Source organism: Micromonospora sp. NPDC023737 (genome assembly GCF_040639715.1).
Lineage (GTDB): Bacteria > Actinomycetota > Actinomycetes > Mycobacteriales > Micromonosporaceae > Micromonospora.
In genome coordinates this window covers 45790-64829 of record NZ_JBFAAL010000025.1, presented here as the reverse complement: position 1 = coordinate 64829, position 19040 = coordinate 45790, and the positions used below count along the sequence as shown (strand labels likewise).

Sequence of the window (19040 nt, the reverse complement as noted above, 5' to 3'; positions counted from 1 at the left end):
GTGACGTCGTGGCCGGCGGCGGCGAGGGCGACGGAGAGGGCGTGGACGTGCCGGCCGAGGCCACCGACGAGCACCGGCGGATACTCCCAGGACAGCATCAGGATGCGTCGCGCCGGCAGCGGGATTCCGGGACCACCGGGCTGCGGGATCTGCGAACGGGTCAGGGTGGGCCGGCAGGTCCGGTCCGGGGCGATGGCGAGTTGCTCGCCGACCCGCAGGGGCGTCACATCTGTCTCCGTCCAGGCAGGGGCGTACGCGCCGGCGGCGATGGCGGCGTAGGCAAGTGATGGGCGGGATCGAGGCGCGGGTGCGTGCGCGTCCCTGAACCAGGAAAAGCCATCCGGCCGCGGATCGCATCCCGAAAAGGGTCAGAGGTGACGGACGACACCTGAAGGGACCGCCTGTCCGAGTCGGACGGATTTCGCCCATCGGCTGAAAGGATGGATTGGCCGAACCGGGCGTGGGGCATTACCGCCGTGCGCATCGTGCGGCCCGCCGTGCGGTGCGCTCATGACGCGGTGCGCTCATGATCGGAACCGAAGGAGCGACATGCAGGTCTGGCCGGGTGAGCGCTACCCCCTCGGCGCCACGTACGACGGGATGGGCACCAACTTCGCGATCTTCTCCCAGGTCGCGGAGAGGATCGAACTCTGCCTCTTCGACGAGCGGGACGCCGGCGCCGAGCGCCGGGTCGAGCTGCGCGAGGTGGACGCGTACGTCTGGCACGCGTACCTGCCGGGCGTCGAGCCCGGGCAGCGGTACGGCTACCGCGTCCACGGCCCGTACGACCCGGCGAACGGGCTGCGGTGCAACCCGCACAAGCTGCTGCTCGACCCGTACGCCAAGGCGATCGACGGCGACGTCACGTGGGATCCCGCGGTCTACGACTACGACCCGGCCGACCCGGATCGGATGTCCGAGGTGGACTCGGCGCCGTTCATGCCGAGGTCGGTGGTGGTGAACCCGTACTTCGACTGGGGCAACGACAAGCCGCCGCGCACCCCGTACCACCACTCGGTCATCTACGAGGCGCACGTACGCGGGCTGACGATGCGCCACCCCGACATCCCGGAGGAGCTGCGCGGCACGTACGCCGGCATCGCCTCACCGCCGATGATCGAGCATCTGACCCGGCTCGGGGTGACCGCGATCGAGCTGATGCCGGTGCACCAGTTCGTGCACGACCACCGCCTCGCCGACCTGGGACTGCGCAACTACTGGGGTTACAACACCATCGGCTTCTTCGCCCCGCACCACGGCTACTCGGCGACGGGCCGCCTCGGCCAGCAGGTGCAGGAGTTCCGCGGCATGGTGCGGGCGCTGCACTCCGCCGGCATCGAGGTGATCCTCGACGTGGTCTACAACCACACCGCGGAGGGCAACCACCTCGGCCCGTCGCTGAGCTTCAAGGGCATCGACACACCGAGCTACTACCGCCTGTCCGAGGAGGATCGGCGGCACTTCGTCGACTACACCGGCACCGGCAACAGCCTCAACGTACGCAGCCCGCACTCCCTGCAACTGATCATGGATTCGCTGCGGTACTGGGTCACCGAGATGCACGTCGACGGTTTCCGCTTCGATCTCGCCGCCACCCTGGCCCGGGAGTTCTACGAGGTCGACCGCCTCTCCACGTTCTTCGAGGTGGTGCAGCAGGACCCGGTGGTGAGCCAGGTCAAGCTGATCGCCGAGCCGTGGGACGTGGGTCCCGGCGGCTACCAGGTGGGCAACTTCCCACCGGAGTGGACGGAGTGGAACGGCAAGTACCGGGACACCGTGCGGGACTTCTGGCGCGGTGAGCCGGCGACCCTGGCCGAGTTCGCCTCCCGGATCTCCGGCTCCGCCGACCTCTACCAGGACGACGGGCGCCGCCCGTTCCACAGCATCAACTTCGTCACCTGCCACGACGGGTTCACCCTCGCCGACCTCGTGTCGTACAACGACAAGCACAACGAGGCCAACGGTGAGGAGAACCGGGACGGGGAGAGCCACAACCGGTCGTGGAACTGCGGTGTGGAGGGACCGACCGACGACGACGGGGTGCTGGCCCTGCGCGCCCGGCAGCGACGCAACTTCCTCGCCACGCTGATGCTCTCCCAGGGCGTGCCGATGATCGGGCACGGTGACGAGCTGGGCCGCACCCAGCAGGGCAACAACAACGCGTACTGCCAGGACAGCGAGCTCTCCTGGGTCGACTGGGACAACGCCGACGAGCAGTTGCTGGACTTCGTCCGAACGCTGGTCGCGTTCCGCCGCCGGCACCAGGTGTTCCGCCGCCGCCGCTTCTTCACCGGCCTGGCCGTCGGCGGCCGGGAGGCCGACGCCCCGTTGCCGGACCTGGCCTGGTACACCCTGGACGGCCGGGAGATGACCGGCGACGACTGGGGCAACGACTTCGGACGCTCCGTCGCGCTCTTCGTCAACGGTGAGGGTATCCGCGAGCGCGGCCAGTACGGCCAGCGGCACCATGACAGCTCGTTCCTGCTCTGCTTCAACGCCCACGACGCGCCGTTGGACCTCACCCTGCCCGGCGGCGAGTTCGGGCAGAAGTGGGAGCGGGTGATCAGTACCGCCGAGCCGAACCCGGACGGGGTCACCGTGATCAGCGCGGGCGGCACCATCCGGGTGCCGGACCGCTCCCTGGTGGTCCTGGAGAGGACGGTCTGACGATGTCCGCCCCCCGAACGGACGAGACGAACGCCCCGTCGGCCGCGCGGATCGGCGCCACCTACCGGGTGCAGGTACGCCCCGGGTTCGACCTGGACGCCACCGCCGGACTCGCCGGCTACCTCGCCGACCTCGGCGTGACACACCTCTACAGCGCGCCGCTGCTCACCGCCACCCCCGGCTCGGCACACGGCTACGACGTGGTCGACCACCGGGCGGTCAACCCCGAACTGGGCGGTGAGGCCGGTCGGCGGCGGCTGCTGCGGGCGTTGCGTACGGCCGGGCTCGGGCTGGTGGTGGACATCGTGCCCAACCACGCCGGCGTGGCCGTACCGCCCGCCAACCCGCCCTGGTGGGACGTCCTGCGCCGAGGACGCGCGTCGGCGTACGCCCGCTGGTTCGACATCGACTGGGAGCGCGGCCGGCTGTTGCTGCCGGTGCTGGCCGACACGTCCGGCGCCCTCGACGATCTCAAGATCGTCGACGGCGAGCTGCGCTACCACGAGCACCGCTTCCCGATCGCCGACGGCACCTCCGGAGGAACTCCCCGACAGGTGCACGACCGGCAGCACTACGAGCTCGTCTCGTGGCGGCGTGGCGACGTCGAACTGACCTACCGTCGCTTCTTCGCCGTCAGCGACCTCGCCGGCCTGCGGGTCGAGGACCCGGAGGTCTTCGCCGCCACCCACGAACTGGTCCTCCGCTGGGCGTCGGCCGGCGAGGTCGACGGCATCCGGGTCGACCACCCGGACGGACTCCGCGACCCCGCCGGCTACCTGGCCCGGCTGCGGGCCGCCGCGCCGACCGGGTGGCTGGTGGTGGAGAAGATCCTCGAGTACGGCGAGGAGTTGCCGGCCTGGCCGGTCGACGGCACCACCGGCTACGAGGCCCTGGCAGCGGTCTGCGGGCTCTTCATCGACCCGGCCGCGGCGGATGACTTCACCGCGCTCGACGCCCGGCTCGTCGGCCGCCGTACCTCCTGGCCGGACCTGACGCACGACACGAAGCTCGCCGCCGCCACCCGGCTGCTCGCCGCCGAGCTGACCCGGCTCGCCGCCCTCGCGTCCGACGTGGAGCCGGCCGAGGCCCGTGCGGCCCTCGCCGAGCTGGCCGCCGCCTTCCCCGTCTACCGAGGGTATCCGCCGCACGGCGCCCGGCACCTCGCCACGGCCCGCGCGGAAGCCGGCCGCCGGCGCCCGGACCTCAGCGGCGCGCTGGACGCGATCACCCGGCGGCTACGGGACCCGGACGACGAGCTGGCCCGGCGCTTCCCCCAGTTCACCGGCGCGGTCATGGCGAAAGGGATGGAGGACACCGCCTTCTACCGGTGGAGCAGGTTCGTCGCGCTCAACGAGGTCGGCGGCAGCCCGGCGCACTTCGGCGTGCCACCGGCGGAGTTCCACCGGTTCGCGGCCGCCCGGCACGCTCGCTGGCCGGCTGCCATGACCACGCTCTCCACACACGACACGAAGCGCAGCGAGGACGTACGCGCGCGCCTCGCCGTGCTCGCCGAGCTGCCGGACCGGTGGGCCGAACGGGTCACCGACTGGATGGGCCGCGTCCCGCTGCCCGATCCGGCGTTCGCGCACCTGCTCTGGCAGACCGCGGTGGGCGCGTGGCCCATCGAACGCGAACGCCTGCACGCGTACGTGGAGAAGGCCGCCCGGGAGGCGTCGGTGTTCACCAGCTGGGCCGACCCCGACCCGGCCTTCGAGCGGGCGCTGCACGCGGCGGTCGACCGGATGTACGACGACCCGCGGCTGTGCGCCGAGCTGACCTCGTTCGCCGCCGACATCACCCCGCCCGGCTGGTCGAACTCGCTGGGGCAGAAGCTCGTGCAACTCGCCATGCCCGGCGTACCCGACACCTACCAGGGCACCGAGCTGTGGGACAACTCGCTCGTCGACCCGGACAACCGCCGCCCGGTCGACTTCGCCGTACGCCGGCAGCTGCTGGCCCGGCTCGACGCGGGCTGGCAGCCACCGGTCGACGCCGGCGGAGCGGCGAAGCTGCTCGTGGTGTCCCGCACACTGCGGCTGCGCCGCCGCCGTCCCGACCTGTTCACCGGCTATTGCCCGGTCGCGGCGCACGGCCCTGCGGCGCCGCACGCGGTCGCCTTCGACCGGGGTGGCGCGGTCGCCGTCGCCACCCGGCTGCCGCTGCGGCTGGCCCGCGACGGCGGCTGGCGCGACACGTTTCTGTCGCTTCGCCGACACAACGTGACCGACGTGTTCACCGGGCGGGTCTACAGTGGGTCTGAGCTGCTCCTACAAGATCTGTTGAGCACCTATCCCGTCGCCCTCCTCGCTCCCGTCGATCTCGTGGAGGCTGCCGCATGACCGAGTTCACGGTGTGGGCGCCCGAGGCCGCCCGGGTCCGGCTGCGCCTGTTCGGCGGCACCGACCACGAGATGCGCGCCGACGCCGGCGGGTGGTGGCGGGTCGAGGTGCCCGACGCCGGACCCGGCACCGACTACGCCTTCCTCCTCGACGAGGACGATTTCGCGCTGCCCGACCCGCGTTCGGCGTGGCAGCCCGACGGCGTGCACGGCCCGAGCCGGGTCTACTCCCACGACGCGTTCGCCTGGACCGATGACTCGTGGACCGGCCGGCAGCTGCCCGGCAGCGTGCTCTACGAGCTGCACGTCGGCACCTTCACCCCGGAAGGCACCTTCGAGGCCGCCATCGAACGTCTCGACCACCTGGTCGCGCTCGGCGTTGACCTGATCGAGCTGCTGCCGGTCAACGCGTTCAACGGTGAGCACAACTGGGGCTACGACGGTGTCTGCTGGTACGCGCCACACCAGCCGTACGGCGGTCCGGACGGGCTGAAACGCCTGGTGGACGCGGCGCACGGCAAGGGACTGGGGGTGATCCTCGATGTCGTCTACAACCATTTCGGGCCCTCCGGGGCCTACGCGCCGCTCTTCGCGCCGTACCTCAGCGAACAGAGCAACCCCTGGGGTCGTACGGTCAACCTCGACGGCCCGCACTCCGACGGCGTCCGCCGCTACATCATCGACAGCGTCCTGATGTGGCTGCGCGACTACCACGTCGACGGCCTGCGTCTGGACGCGGTGCACGCGATGCCCGACTCCCGCGCGGTGCACCTGCTGGAGGAGATGGCGGTCGAGGTGAAGGCGCTGTCCACGCACCTGGGGCGGCCGTTGTCGCTGATCGCGGAGTCGGATCTGAACGACCCCCGGCTCATCACCCCCCGCGACGCGGGCGGGTACGGCCTGCACGCCCAGTGGAACGACGACGCCCACCACGCGCTGCACACCCTGCTGACGGGTGAGCGGCAGGGCTACTACGCCGACTTCGGGTCGCTGGAGGCGCTCACCGACGTGCTGACCGGCGCGTTCTTCCACGCCGGCACCTGGTCCAGCTTCCGCCAACGCCACCACGGCCGGCCGGTCGACCGGCAGCGTACGCCTGGGCACCGGTTCGTCGCGTACCTGCAGAACCACGACCAGATCGGCAACCGGGCCACCGGCGACCGCATCTCCGCCTCGCTGTCGCCGAGCCTGTTGCGGGTCGGCGCGACGTTGCTGATGACCGCGCCGTTCACGCCGATGCTGTTCATGGGGGAGGAGTGGGCGGCCACCACCCCGTGGCAGTTCTTCACGTCGCATCCGGAGCCGGAGTTGGCGGCCGCGGTGGTGACCGGGCGGCGGCGGGAGTTCGCCTCGCACGGGTGGCCCGAGGGGGAGGTGCCGGACCCGCAGGACCCGCAGACGTTCGTCCGGTCCCGGTTGGACTGGGCCGAGCTGGACAAGCCGGAGCACCGGGAGATGCTGGAGTTCTACCGGCGGCTCATCGCGTTGCGCAAGAGCCGGCCCGACCTGTCCGACCCGCGGCTGAACGCGGTGAGCGTGCAGCACGGTGACCAGTTCCTGGTGATGCGCCGGGGGAACACGCTGGTGGCGGCGAACCTCGCGGCCCGGGCACAGGGGATCTCGCTGCCCGGGATGGCACGCCAGGTGCTGCTCGCCACGGGCGAGGGCGTCACCGTCATGCGCGATCGGATCCAACTGCCGGCGGAAGCGGCGGCGATCGTGGCCCTTTGAGGTTGATGTCGACGCCATTGGCAGGAGCCAGCAGTGCGAGTCGACGAATGGAACGCTCGTCGTGCGGTACCTCGGCGGGCGTGGGTTCGCCCGCGAAATACGCCGCCAGCTGCGCGTTGCCTGCCCCGGCCAGCCACCGCTCGGCCGCGCGCAGCGCCTCGGGGTGCGGCACCGGGTCGCAGGTTCCGGCACATCCAGGAGCGGCTGATGGCGGCCGACCGTCTCGTTCGGCAGCAGCCGGACGCCGGTCACGGCCGTCTGACATTCTCGATATCCGCCGCTTGCCAGCGGATCTGATGGCACCCTGATCGCGGTGAGTGCGGTCGCGAACCCGGGAGAGGCGGCATCGGGATCAGGGTGAACGGCTTCTGATGCGTACCGCGTTGATCGTGTTGGCCGCGCTGGCGGCGGCCGTGGTCGTGGACCTGGTCTCCGGCGTGTTGGCCCGCCGGGTTGCCCGTGGCCGCTATAGCTGGTTGCTGGAGCCGCTGCGGCACGCCTGCCGCCGCCCGGCGGGCGCGGTCCTGCTGGTCGCAACGCTGTTCTACGCGCTGCCGCCCGGACCGGGCGCGTGGCAGCGTTATCTGCGGCACGCCATCCTGCTGGTCCTGATCGCTGTCTGTGCGTGGCTGGTGATCAAGGCATTGCACGTCGCCGAAGCGGTCGCGTTCAGCCGGCTGCCGAGCGATCCGGTCACGAGCCGGAGGGTCCGGCGGGCCCGTACCCAGATTCGTCCGGTGCGGCGGCTCACGGTGGCCGTTGTCACGGTCGTCGCGGTCAGCCTGATCCTGATCACCTTCCGGCCGGTACGCCTCTTCGGCGTCTCCATCTTGACCTCGGCCGGGGTGGTCGGCGCGTTGATCGGCCTATCCGCCCGAACCGCGCTCGGCAACGCGTTCGCCGGCATCCAGGTCGCCTTCGCCGACGGGATGCACGTTGGCGACGTGCTGGTGGTGGACGGCGAATGGGGCCGGGTGGAGGAGGTGAAGCTGACCAACGTGGTGATCCGGCTCTGGGACGAGCGGGTACTCATCCTGCCGACCACGTACTTCACCGAGCGGCCGTTCCAGAACTGGACCCGGAACGAGTTCCGGGTGGTCGGCAAGATCCAGTTACATCTCGACCATACCGCCGACCTGGACGACCTGCGCCGGGAGGCACGCCGACTGGTCGAGTCCTCACCGCTGTGGGATCGAGACCAGTGGGTGCTCCAGATGGTCGACGCCACCCCGCAGACCGTGGTCATCCAGGTGCAGGCCTCGGCCGCGGACGGCGCCAGCGCCTGGGACCTACGGTGCGACCTGCGCGAGGGACTGGTCCGCTACCTGCGCGACCAGCACCCCCAGTGGCTGCCCCGCACCCGCAGCCAGTACCAGCCCTGACCACCGATCCGGCGTCACCGCCGGGCCGATGAATGAGTCGGCGCCTACCGGGGACTCGCTGGACCAGGCCCTGTCGACAGGACACGGCCTACGCCGAAAGGGGCGGGAGGCGGGATGGGCGTCGACCGGGACGGCACCGAGGTGGGGGGTGCCGCGCCCGCGGGAGCGGCCGGGCGGGATCCGGGAATGTGGTGACCGGGCGAGGGTCCCTCGTCGTGGGTGTCGTGGCCGCCCCCGGGGCCGCGGCCGACCTGGCGCGCGGGGCCATCCCGGAACTCGCCGACCGGCTCCGTAACCGGGTCCCGGAGGTCGACTGGGCGGTTCGCCTCCAGGTGGCGCGGCTCGTCGAAGGGCCAGCCGACCTCAGTCAGCTCATCGAGGCAACCCGGCGCCGGATGCTGGCCGAGGGCTGGAGTCTGGTCCTCTGCGTGACAGACCTGCCATTGCAGACCGCACGGCGGCCCGTGGTCGCACACGCCAGCACCACCCACGGCGTCGCCGTGCTTTCCGTGCCTGCGCTGGGCCCCGTCGCCGTGGCTCGGCGGATGGCCGAGGCCGGAGAACGGCTCCTCGCGGCGCTGCTCGGCGACACCGCCGCGGTCGGCGACCCGGTACGGGCCGGACCGCGTCGCCGGCACCTGGCCACCGGACGGCGGGCCCGGGAACTCGGCGCACGCGTGAGCCACCAGGCGTCCGGCATCGGGCTGCTGGCTGGGGTGATCGGCGGCAACCTGCGGCTGCTGCTCGGTATGCTCCGGGCGAACCGGCCGTGGCGGCTGGCCGTCCGGCTTTCCCGGCTACTGGTCGGTGCCTTCGCGACCGCCGTCCTCTCCCTGGTGAGCGCCGATATTTGGCAGCTGTCGGCGGCCTTGGGCAACCTCCGGCTCGGCCTCCTCGCGGGCGGCTCCGTCCTGGCGGTGGTGCTGACCATGTTGCTCGGCGCGCGCCTTTGGGAGCGGGTTCCGCGCGATTCGGGTGCCCGTGAGCAGGTCGTCCTGTTCAACGTGGTCACCGTGCTCACCGTGGTGATCGGCGTCCTCGCGCTGTACGTGGCGCTCGCCGTGCTGGCCATCATCGGGGCGATCGCCCTCGTCCCCTGGGACCTGCTTGGTGAATCCACCGGCCGGCCGGTCGGCGTCGCCCATCAGGTCAAGCTGGGCTGGCTGGTCAGCTCACTGGCGACGGTCGGCGGCGCGCTCGGCGCCGGACTGGAGTCGGACTCGGCGGTGCGGGAGGCGGCGTATCGCTATCAGCCCGACACGGAGCTGACCGGTGAGCAGGGTGGGCCGGACCCCTCCGGCGGCGCCGGATCGGGGCCGACCGGCGAGTCCGGGTCGCCGCGCAGAGACACGGCTGAGCCGGGCCGGAGCCACGGAGCCGGCTGACTGCGCTGGTTGGCGCTGTGATCAGGACAGGTCGCGGAGTTGCCTCAGCTGCGCGGATCGTCAGCAGGGCGGTGTCTCGGGTGGGCTGGTCTTCAGGCGAGGCGGTCGCAGGAACCTGGATTGCCACTCCACTCTGGTCGCCCACGCTGCCGCGCCATTAGAGATGCGGTCGAAGGCCGGTAAGTTGCTGCTGTAGTGATTCGCCTCTGCGTCGCGAGGTAGGAGTGCTTGCCATGCCCCCACGTGCGACCACGATCGTTGATCCGCGTTTCGCCACTGAACTGCGGCGGTTGCGGGAGGCGCGCAGCCTGTCGCTGCGGCAACTCGCCGCCGCCGTCGACCACGGCAAGAGTCTCGTTCACCAGTTGGAGGCTGGGCAGACGAAGCCGACAGTGGACGTGGCGACCCGGCTCGACGAGGCCCTTGAGGCGTGCGGCGCCTTGGCCGCGCTGGTCGTCGATGCTCCCTACGGCGGTGACCGGTTGGCGTACGTGACGGCCCATTCGGCGCGTACGGTGATCGCCGAGGTGGCCCGGGCGCACCCGGCGCCGGCCGGCGCGGCGCGCCTGGCGACGCTGGTCGGCCTCACCCGATGACCGGCCGTCGTTCCTCGAACCCGGTCGGTCAGCGCAGTGACCGGAAGCCGGCGCGGATCTCCTGCGTGAGCAGGTGCGGCTGTTCCCAGGCCGCGAAGTGCCCACCCTCGTCGAGGCGGTTGTAGTGGACGAGGTTCGGGTACGCCTGCTGGGCCCAGCTCAGCGGGGCCTGGAAGAGTTCGTCGGGAAAGACGCTCACGGCCGCCGGGACGGCGACGCCCTTGGGGGCGAAGAAGGAGTACGCGTTCATCGCGTAGAGCCGGGCCGAGGAGACGCCGGTGTTCGTCAGCCAGTAGAGCGTGATGTTGTCGAGGACGTCGTCCCGCGACAGGCCTCGCTCGTCCCCGGCGAAGGCTCGGGAGATCAGATCCAGGCTGCGCGCGTCGTGGTCGAGCATGAAGGCGGCCAGGCCGACCGGGGAATCCGCCAGGGCGGTCAGGGTCTGCGGACGCGTACCCATGATGAGCGCGTACGCGGCGTGCTTCCAGAAGAAGTCCAGCTGCTCGCAGGCTCGCATCTCGTCGGCTGACAGGCCGGATGGCAGTCGGCTCATCGCGTCGTTCAGTCCGGTGATGTCGGACTGGAAGAGCTTGTCGATGTCGGGCGGCACCACGCAGGGCATGTTGGAGTGGATGCCGGCCAGTTCCGGGGGTGCCTGCGCGCCCAGCAGATCCGTGACTACCGCTCCCCAGTCGCCGCCCTGCGCCACGAAACGCGGGTAGCCCAGGCGCCGCATCAGCTCCGTCCAGGCACGTGCGATGTGGTCCGGACCCCAACCGGGATCGGTCGGCTTGCCGGAGAAGCCATAGCCGGGCAACGAGGGGATCACCAGATGGAAGGCGTCCGACGCCGGTGCGCCGTGCGCCGTGGGATCGGTCAGCGGTTCGATGATCTTCAGCTGCTCGATGACGGAGCCCGGCCACCCGTGCGTGACGATGAGCGGCAACGCGTCCTCGTGCTTCGACCGGACATGGATGAAGTGGATGTCCACGCCGTCGATCTCGGTGATGAACTGCGGCAGGCTGTTCAGCGTCGCCTCGACCCTGCGCCAGTCGTACTCCTTCTCCCAGTAGCGCGCGAGCGCCTGGATCGTCGCCAACTGCACGCCCTGCGACTGGTCGGGGACGGTCTCCCGTTCCGGCCAGCGGGTCGCCGCGATCCGGGTACGCAGCGCCGTCAGCTCGTTCTCGGGGATCTCCACCGTGAACGGCCGAATCTCCGCGACGCCCGGCCGGGCTTCGGTCTTGACGGCCATGCGGGCCACCTTTCCCTCGCTCGTTTGCCGGCCGCGCGGCCCCATCGGTTCGTCGCCGCTCCAGCGGCTCAGGTGCGCGTTCCGCCCGCGACGAGTGGCGATGTCCTTCGCCGGTGCGGTCGACCTGGGTGTTGCCCGTACTGCTACCTGGGGCGGCAACGGTGGCGGCGCCGTCTGTCCAGAGCCTAGAGCGGCCAGATCCGTGTCGCGGGCGATACCGCGATCCGGGCCGCGGCCGTCGCCGGCCGGACGGAGGAGTGGCTCACAGTGGCGGCGGGCAGCGGTCGGGGAGGGTGACCTGCCCCGGCTGGTGGCTGAACGTGGTCATCGTGAACCACTCGTCGAGTGCGGGATCGAAGAGGTTCTGGAAGCCGAACTGCAGCACCTGCCACCACTGGCTCGGGTTCCGCTGGTCGACGTAGACGTCCCCGAGCGCGATGGGGAACCGGAAGTTCTCGCCCGGCTGGGTCGAACCCCCGACGACACCGACCCGCCAGTGATCGACGCGCCGGTCCTTCGTCCCCTGGAGAGTCTCCGGCCCCACGAAGCGAGCGGTCTTCAGCAGGTCGTTGAAGATCTGACGGTTGAAGAACCCGACCCGGTCGCACTGGCGGGGCGGGTCCGGCGGGATGCCCGGCCACTTGTAGGTGAGCGTGTAGAGCGTGTTGCGGTAGATCAGGTTCGTGAACCAGATCGGGTGTTCCGGGCCGCCGGCGGTCATCTGACTGTCGCCGCCCCGGCCCTGCCAGGTGAAAGGCACGTCGATCCCGAGGTCGCGGACGATGTAGCGGCCCTCTCCCCGGAAGTCGGCCGGCAGCAGCGGGGGGCGGGGCTCCTCGAAGACGGGTGGACCGGCCGGCGTGACGTTCGCGGCCGGGAGCGGGCGGGACGGCTGCGGATCGTCGACCGGACCGGGTGCGATCATCGCGAGGGCCAGCGCGCCGGTGGCGCACGCCGAAGTCAACCTGCGAAGTGCTCGCTTCCGTGCCATCTGCCCCTCCACGGTCGATACGGCCCAAAACCGTCGAATCCTGGATGAACCAGTAACTTATTCGCGAAGAGTAACGTCCGGAGCCTTGATCGACTCGGCTTCCTTGAACTCGGGGTGCGCGGGACCTGCGGATGTCCCGACTCCAAGGTGCTTTCGTTTGTCTGGGCGACCTTGGGATACCGGATGTTCTCCCCGGAACCGGGCACACCGGGCCGCCCTACCGCATAGCGTCACGGTGGCGGGTGCTACCCGCCACGCCGCCGGCCGGCGGCCACGCCCTGCGGAGGGACCGACGTGAACCGAATCGACGGAGTGCTCCTGCCCGAACTGGACTCACCCGTCCGCGACCCCCGGCTGCCCCGTGCCCTCGGCTGGCTCAGCCTCGCCCTCGGGGCCACCGCCGTGGCCGCGCCCGGCCGGCTCGCCCGGCTCACCGGTGTGGACGACCTGCCGGCCGCCGGCACGGTCATCCCGGCCGTCGGGGCCCGCGAACTGGGGCACGGGGTCGGTCTCGTCGCCGGGCGCCGCCTGTCCGCCTGGACCTGGACGCGGGTGGCCGGCGACGCCATGGACCTGGGCCTGCTCGGGCAGGCGATGGCCGACCGCTGCGGTGAGCGGCGCCGACGGCTCGCGCTGACCACGGCCGTGGTGGCCGGCATCACCGCCCTCGACCTGCTCGCCGCGTTGGGCACGGCGCGCGCCCGCCGGGCCCACGGCCGGAAGATCCGCATCGACATGGCGGTGACCGTCAACCGCACCCCGGCCGAGGCGTACCGGTACTGGCGGGATGTGGAGAACCTGCCCCGGTTCATGTCGCACGTGGAGTCGATCCGTGCGATCGACCTGCGCAGGTCGCACTGGACGGCGCGGGGGCCCGCCGGCCGCCACATCGAATGGGACGCGGAGATCGTCGACGACCAGCCGAACCGGTCGATCGCCTGGCGGTCGCTGCCCGGCACCCGGGTGCCGAACGCCGGTCGGGTCCGGTTCGTGCCCGCCCCGGGCGAGCGGGGCACCGAGGTACGCGTCCAACTGGGTTACGCGCCCCCGGCCGGAGCGCTGGGCCGCGCCGTGGCCAAGCTGTTCGGGGAGGAGCCGGAGCAGCAGGTCCGCGACGACCTGCGCCGGTTCAAGCAGGTGCTCGAGACCGGCGACGTGGTCCGCTCGGAGGGCAGCCCGGAAGGCATCTCCGCCCGGCAGCAGATCATGCAGCGTCCCGCCCAGCCGATGCCCAGTGGCATCCGGCCCTGAGCCGCCCGGCGCACGAGGAGGAGCAAGGATGAGGGCCACCGCCTGGATGGGCAAGGACAAGGTCAAGGTCATCGACGTACCGGACCCGACGATCCTCAGTCCCCGGGACGCGATCGTACGGATCACCACGACCGCGATCTGCGGCTCCGACCTGCACCTCTACCACGGCTACATTCCGGCCATGCGCAAGGGCGACATCCTCGGACACGAATTCATGGGCGAGGTCGTCGAGGTCGGTCCGCAGGTGCGCAACCTGCGTCCGGGCGACCGGGTGGTGGTGCCCTTCCCGATCGCCTGTGGACACTGCACGTCCTGCCAGCGCGGCCTCTACTCGGTCTGCGAGAACTCCAATCCCAACGCCGGCATCGCCGAGAAGATCATGGGCCACTCGCCGGCGGGCATCTTCGGCTACTCCCACCTCCTCGGGGGTTACGCCGGCGGCCAGGCCGAGTACGCGCGGGTGCCGTTCGCCGACGTCGGGCCGCTGAAGGTGCCTGACGAGGTGCCCGACGAACAGGCGGTGATGCTCGCCGACGTCTTCCCGACCGGCTACATGGGTGCCGAGATGTGCGACATCAAGCCGGGGCACCTGGTGGCCATCTGGGGAGCCGGCCCCGTCGGGCTGCTCGCCGCCGCCAGCGCCCAGCTGCTCGGCGCGGAGCGGGTGTTCGTCATCGACCGGTACCCGTACCGGCTGCGGCTGGCCCGCGAGCACACCGGCGCCGAGACGATCAACTACGAAGAGACCGACGTGCTGGACGCGCTCAACGAGCTGACCGCCGGTCGGGGCCCGGACGCGTGTATCGACGCCGTGGGCCTGGAAGGGCACCACGGTAACGCGGCCATCTACGCGTACGACCGGGCCAAGCAGGCGGTCCGGGCGGAGACCGAGCGTCCGTTCGCGTTGCGCCAGGCGATCCTGGCCTGCCGCAGCGGCGGGGTGGTCTCGGTGGTGGGCGCGTACGGGGGATTCATCGACAAGTTCCCGATGGGCGCCTTCATGAACCGGGCGCTGACCATGCGTACCGGGCAGTGCCACGTGCAGCGCTACACCCGGCCGCTGCTGGAGCGCATCCAACGCGGCGAGATCGACCCGAGCTTCATCGTCAGCCACCGGATGCCGCTCAAGGACGCGCCGAAGGGCTACAAGACCTTCCAGAAGAAGCGGGACGAGTGCACCAAGGTGCTGCTCACCGTGTGACGGGGCGGGTGGTCCCCGACCACGCGAGCGTCTGGCGGCTCGCGGGCTCGATAGGGTGTCGGCATGCCCGTCGCGACCCACCGGCCCGTTCATGAGGTGCCGACGGCGGGGTCCGTTCGACGGTGAGTCGTACCCAGCCGCCCCGCCAGCGGCGGGTCGCCGCCGCGCCCCCGTCCACCTTCGCCCGGATCTCCCACCGGTGTGCCCGCACGGTCCGGTCCCGACCGTTCGAGATCGCGATCATCGTCCTCATCGTGGCCAACGGGGTCGTCCTCGGCATCGAGACGTTCCCGCACCTCGGTGCGGCCGGGCCCGTCCTGCGCTGGTTGGAGCTGGCGTTCCGGGCCGCGTTCGTCACCGAGATCGCCATCCGGGTGCTCGCCCATGGACGACGTCCACAGGAGTTCTTCCGGCACGCCTGGAACATCTTCGACTTCATGGTCATCCTGGCGATCTTCATCCCCGGGTTGCACGGCGACTCGGCGCTGCTGCGCGTGCTGCGGGTGGCCCGGGTACTGCGGCTGGTCCGGTTCTCTCCGGGCCTGCGGACGATCCTGGCGGCGCTGCTGCGCAGCCTTCCGGGCGTCGCCGGTTTCCTCGCACTGGCCATGGTGACGTTGTACGTCTACGGCATGGCCGGCTGGCTGATCTTCGGTGACACGTACCCGGAGCAGTACGGCGACATCGGGCGCTCGCTGCTGACGCTGTTCGTGCTGCTGTCCCTGGAGACCCTGCCCGACCTGATGGAACAGGGCATGGCGGTGTCCTCGTGGACCCTGCTCTACTACGTCAGCTACGTGATCATCACGGTGAACCTGCTGCTCAACATCCTGATCGCGGTCATCGTCAACTCGATGGAGGAGGCGCGCCGCCTGGAGATGACCGAGCGGTTGGCCCCCGGGTACGACGAGGACGGCGACGGCGTGCCCGACGAGGTCGACCGCATCGCGCTGACCCAGCGGCTGGACGACCTGCGTGCCGTCATCACCGAACTGGAGCGTGAACTGCGCATCGACCGCGAGGACGCGCACGCGCGGCACGGGGCGGCGGGCCGGCGCTCCGGCCGATAGCCTGTCCGGTGTGGAGGGTCGTCACCCGCCGGTGCCCGCGCCGGGCATCGCTCACGAGACCGACGGCGCCGACGCCCGGCTGCGTCCGGTGGCCGAATCCGACCTCGCCATGTTCCGACGGTTCTGCACCGAGCCCGGCCTGATCGGCCTGGGCTGGGGCGGCTTTCGAGACCCAGGCGCACCTGTGCGGCGCTTCGCGGTCGACGGTTGGCTCGGTAGGGAGGACGGCCGGCTGGTGGTCGAGGCCGGCCCGGACGCGGCCGCAGCCGGTTTCGTGCGCTACCAGGCCGGGCAGTACGCCCCCGGAGCCACCTACTGGGAGATCGGCATCGCCCTGCTGCCCCAGTGGCGCGGGCGGGGCGTCGGCTGGCGGGCGCAGGCCCTGCTCTGCGACTACCTCTTCGCGCACACTCCCGTGCAGCGCATCCAGGCCGGCACCCACCCGGAGAACGTGCCCGAGCAGCGGGCGCTGGAGAAGGCGGGCTTCCGGCTGGAGGGCGTGGTCCGTGCCTGCGAGTTCCGCGCCGGGCAGTGGCGCGACGGCTACCTCTACGGCCGGCTGCGCGACGACCCGTCGCCGTGGGACTGAGCGCTCAGGGCAGCGGCCACTCGTGCACCGGCCGGTTGCCGTGCATCAGGTCGACATAGTGCCGGACGACTTCGCGCAGCGCCGCCGGTCGGTCCAGGTGGTCGGCGGACTCCAGCCGATGCAGCGTGCCGACCTGCCAGCTCGCACCGTTGCGCCCGGTCAGGCAGCGCTGCTCGATGATGCCGAGCAGCCGGTCCCGCTCCTGCGGGTCCAACCCCCAGCGGTCCAGCCCGTGATGGGCCAACGGCAGGAGCCGGCGCAGCACCAGCTCGGTCACCGGCAGGTAGCCCAGGCCCGGCCAGAAGACCTGCGCGTCGATGCCGTGCCGGGCGCAGTTGCCGAAGTTCTCCTCGGCGGCGCTGAACGACATCTGTGACCACAGTGGCCGATCGGATTCGGCCAGCGCGCGGACCAGGCCGAAGTAGAAGGCGCCGTTGGCGATGGTGTCCACCACGGTCGGCCCGGCGGGCAGCACCCGGTTCTCCACCCGCAGGTGCGGCCGGCCCCGCAGCACGTCGTAGACCGGGCGGTTCCACCGGTAGACAGTGCCGTTGTGCAGCCGTAGTTCGGCGAGCTTCGGCACGCCGCCCGCCGCGAGCGTCGCGGACGGGTCCTCCACGTCGCAGACGGGCAGCAGGGCCGGAAAGTAGCGGACGTTCTCCTCGAACAGGTCGAACACGCTGGTGATCCACCGCTCGCCGAACCACACCCGCGGGCGTACGCCCTGCGCCTTGATCTCCTCCGGACGGGTGTCGGTGGCCTGCTGGAACAACGGGATCCGGGTCTCCCGCCACAGCTCCCGGCCGAACAGCAGCGGTGAGTTGGCGCCCACCGCCACCTGAACCCCGGCGATGGCCTGCGCGGCGTTCCAGTAGTCGGCGAACTGGGCCGGGCTCACCTGGAGGTGGAACTGGGTGCTGGTGCAGGCCGCCTCCGGCGTGATCGTGTCGGCGGTGACGGCCAGCCGCTCCACCCCGTTGATGGTGATCCGCAGATCCTCACCGCGCGCGGCGAAGATCTGCTCGTTGAGCAGTTCGTAGCGGGGGTTCGCCGACAGCGTCCGGGCGTTCAGGTGATGGGGAAGCAGGCTCGGCAGGATGCCGATCATCACCAGGTGCGCGCCGAGCGCCCGCGCCTTCTCCTCGGCGGCGTTCAGGCTGGCCCGGACATGTTCCTCGAACTGCGCCGTGCCGGTGCCGGTCAGCCGTCGCGGCGCGACGTTGATCTCCAGGTTGAACTGGCCGAGCTCGGTCTGGAAGCTCGGGTCGGCGATGGCGGTCAGCACCTCGTCGTTGCGCATGGCCGGTTGGGACTCGGCGTCGATGAGGTTGAGCTCGATCTCCAGCCCCGTCATCGGGCGGTCCACGTCGAAGCGGGACTCGCGCAGCATCTCGGCGAAGACGTCCAGGCAGCGGCGGACCTTGTCCCGGTAGCGTGTCCGATCCTCCCGACCGAAGGTACGTGTGCCGACGAATTCGCCCATGGTCACCACCCGAGTCACCGCTGGTCCTCCTAACCTCCCATTCAGGCGCGGAAGGGGGAAGAGCATGTGGAACCTTCTCTACCCGTGCGCGCATCGGGTGATTCCCATCGCGTCCGGCCGGTCGTGTCCGGCTCCGCGCCCCACCACGGCTACGATGGCCCGCCGAGGGGTGGTGGCGGTGGCGATGCGCGACAGGGTGACCAGGCTGTTCGTCGGTGCGGCGATCGCCGAGGCGTGTTCCTGGCTCGGTCTGCTGATCGGGATGGTGGTCAAGTACGGCCCGCCCGGCAACGAGCTGGGCGTGAAGATTTTCGGGCCGATCCACGGCGCGCTCTTCGTCGGGTACCTGCTGCTGGTGCTCCTCGTGGCCCGGCGTCACCGGTGGAGCCTGCTGGCCACCGGCGTGGCGCTGGCCTGCGCCGTACCCCCGTTCGCGACGCTCGCCTACGAACGCTGGGCCTACCGCCGGGGGATGCTCGGCGCGACGGAGGCCGAGGCGCCCCCGCAGCCCGCCGCGGTGCGCTGAGCCGCCGGCGGACGGCGGCTCACCCGGACAGGAAGCCGGCCAGCAGCGCCTCGTCGGCCACCCGATCCGGCCCGAGCCCGGCCCGGTAGTCCTCGCACATCGCGTGCACCGTGGCGGGGTCGTGGATCGCGCGCCGGTAGTCGGCGTACGCCTCCACGCCCATCCGCTCCGGTGAGCCGCCGTACCAGGCGTCCGGGTCGGCGTTGATGACCCGCTCGGCCGGCTTGTCGAGCTGGCCGAGAAAGAACCAGTGCCACCAGCGGGCGGCGAACCGGGCGTCGGCGCGTGCCAGCGCCTCGCCGATGGGTACGCCGTCGAGCACACCGAGGCGGCTGACCCGGTCCGGGTGGTCCAGCGCGGTCCGCATCGCGACGTAACAGCCCCGGTCGTGGCCGATCACCGCGGCGCGCTCGTGACCCAGTGCGTCGAGCAGCGCCACCACATCGGCGGCCATTGCCCGCTTGGCGTACGACGAGTGGCCGGGGGTGTCCGGCGGCGCGGTCGAGCCGCCGTAGCCGCCCGGGGTGCCCGGCCGGTCGGGTCCGGAAACCTCCGGTCGGCCGGGGCATCGGAGA

General features: G+C 71.2%; 15 protein-coding genes and 1 pseudogene. 11 read left to right on the top strand and 5 right to left on the bottom strand.

All coding sequences use genetic code 11. The features are described from left to right. Positions 1-227 (bottom strand): glycogen/starch synthase (locus tag AB0F98_RS30215; RefSeq protein WP_357742450.1); only part of this gene is annotated, 227 nt, incomplete at its 3' end. A gap of 322 nt (positions 228-549) precedes the next feature. Between AB0F98_RS30215 and glgX the strand changes: the two genes are divergently transcribed. From glgX to AB0F98_RS30185, 6 genes are all read left to right on the top strand, one after another. Next, positions 550-2667: a glycogen debranching protein GlgX gene (glgX, locus tag AB0F98_RS30210; RefSeq protein ID WP_357742447.1), complete on the top strand. Its 2118-nt coding sequence runs from the start codon at positions 550-552 to the stop codon at positions 2665-2667. Positions 2668-2669: 2 nt separating this feature from the next. Then, positions 2670-5006: a malto-oligosyltrehalose synthase gene (gene treY / locus AB0F98_RS30205; protein WP_357742444.1), complete on the top strand. Its 2337-nt coding sequence runs from the start codon at positions 2670-2672 to the stop codon at positions 5004-5006. Further along, the gene (gene treZ / locus AB0F98_RS30200; RefSeq protein ID WP_357742441.1) at positions 5003-6736 is read left to right on the top strand and encodes a malto-oligosyltrehalose trehalohydrolase; all 1734 of its coding nucleotides are present in this window, start codon (positions 5003-5005) and stop codon (positions 6734-6736) included. The genes treY and treZ overlap by 4 nt, the downstream gene beginning before the upstream one ends. A gap of 371 nt (positions 6737-7107) precedes the next feature. Continuing rightward, the gene (locus tag AB0F98_RS30195) at positions 7108-8118 is read left to right on the top strand and encodes a mechanosensitive ion channel domain-containing protein (RefSeq protein WP_357742438.1); all 1011 of its coding nucleotides are present in this window, start codon (positions 7108-7110) and stop codon (positions 8116-8118) included. Between the two features lie 215 nt (positions 8119-8333). Continuing rightward, a complete protein-coding gene (locus tag AB0F98_RS30190) occupies positions 8334-9503 on the top strand; it encodes a hypothetical protein (RefSeq protein ID WP_357742435.1) in 1170 nt (389 codons plus the stop codon). 233 nt (positions 9504-9736) lie between these two features. Continuing rightward, on the top strand, positions 9737-10099 hold the full coding sequence (locus AB0F98_RS30185; RefSeq protein WP_357742432.1) for a helix-turn-helix transcriptional regulator: 363 nt from the start codon (positions 9737-9739) through the stop codon (positions 10097-10099). Between the two features lie 28 nt (positions 10100-10127). Here AB0F98_RS30185 and AB0F98_RS30180 read toward each other — a convergent pair whose 3' ends face one another. Beyond that, a complete protein-coding gene (locus AB0F98_RS30180; protein ID WP_357742429.1) occupies positions 10128-11354 on the bottom strand; it encodes an epoxide hydrolase family protein in 1227 nt (408 codons plus the stop codon). Positions 11355-11616: 262 nt separating this feature from the next. Then, positions 11617-12345, bottom strand: coding sequence for a hypothetical protein (locus AB0F98_RS30175; protein WP_357742426.1), 729 nt, complete (start codon positions 12343-12345; stop codon positions 11617-11619). 294 nt (positions 12346-12639) lie between these two features. Between AB0F98_RS30175 and AB0F98_RS30170 the strand changes: the two genes are divergently transcribed. The 4 genes from AB0F98_RS30170 (at position 12640) to AB0F98_RS30155 (ending at position 16456) form a co-directional block, all read left to right on the top strand. Further along, complete coding sequence (locus AB0F98_RS30170; protein WP_357742423.1) at positions 12640-13596, top strand: SRPBCC family protein; 957 nt, start codon at positions 12640-12642, stop codon at positions 13594-13596. A 28-nt stretch (positions 13597-13624) separates the two neighbouring features. Beyond that, the gene (locus AB0F98_RS30165; RefSeq protein WP_357742420.1) at positions 13625-14797 is read left to right on the top strand and encodes a zinc-dependent alcohol dehydrogenase; all 1173 of its coding nucleotides are present in this window, start codon (positions 13625-13627) and stop codon (positions 14795-14797) included. A gap of 122 nt (positions 14798-14919) precedes the next feature. Continuing rightward, positions 14920-15867, top strand: a complete 948-nt coding sequence (locus AB0F98_RS30160) for an ion transporter (protein ID WP_357742417.1) — start codon at positions 14920-14922, stop codon at positions 15865-15867. A gap of 10 nt (positions 15868-15877) precedes the next feature. Beyond that, on the top strand, positions 15878-16456 hold the full coding sequence (locus AB0F98_RS30155; protein WP_357742414.1) for a GNAT family protein: 579 nt from the start codon (positions 15878-15880) through the stop codon (positions 16454-16456). A gap of 4 nt (positions 16457-16460) precedes the next feature. On the opposite strand, the gene AB0F98_RS30150 is transcribed toward AB0F98_RS30155, so the two are convergent. Continuing rightward, positions 16461-17939, bottom strand: a complete 1479-nt coding sequence (locus AB0F98_RS30150) for a glutamate--cysteine ligase (protein WP_357742462.1) — start codon at positions 17937-17939, stop codon at positions 16461-16463. 154 nt (positions 17940-18093) lie between these two features. Here AB0F98_RS30150 and AB0F98_RS30145 point away from each other — a divergent pair, with 154 nt between their 5' ends. Further along, positions 18094-18465 carry a DUF3817 domain-containing protein gene (locus AB0F98_RS30145; protein ID WP_357742411.1) on the top strand — a complete coding sequence of 124 codons (372 nt, stop codon included), beginning with the start codon at positions 18094-18096 and terminating at the stop codon, positions 18463-18465. 19 nt (positions 18466-18484) lie between these two features. Here AB0F98_RS30145 and AB0F98_RS30140 read toward each other — a convergent pair. Beyond that, positions 18485-18970, bottom strand: a pseudogene (locus AB0F98_RS30140) (alpha/beta fold hydrolase); the annotation flags it as partial. Positions 18971-19040 lie beyond the last annotated feature (70 nt).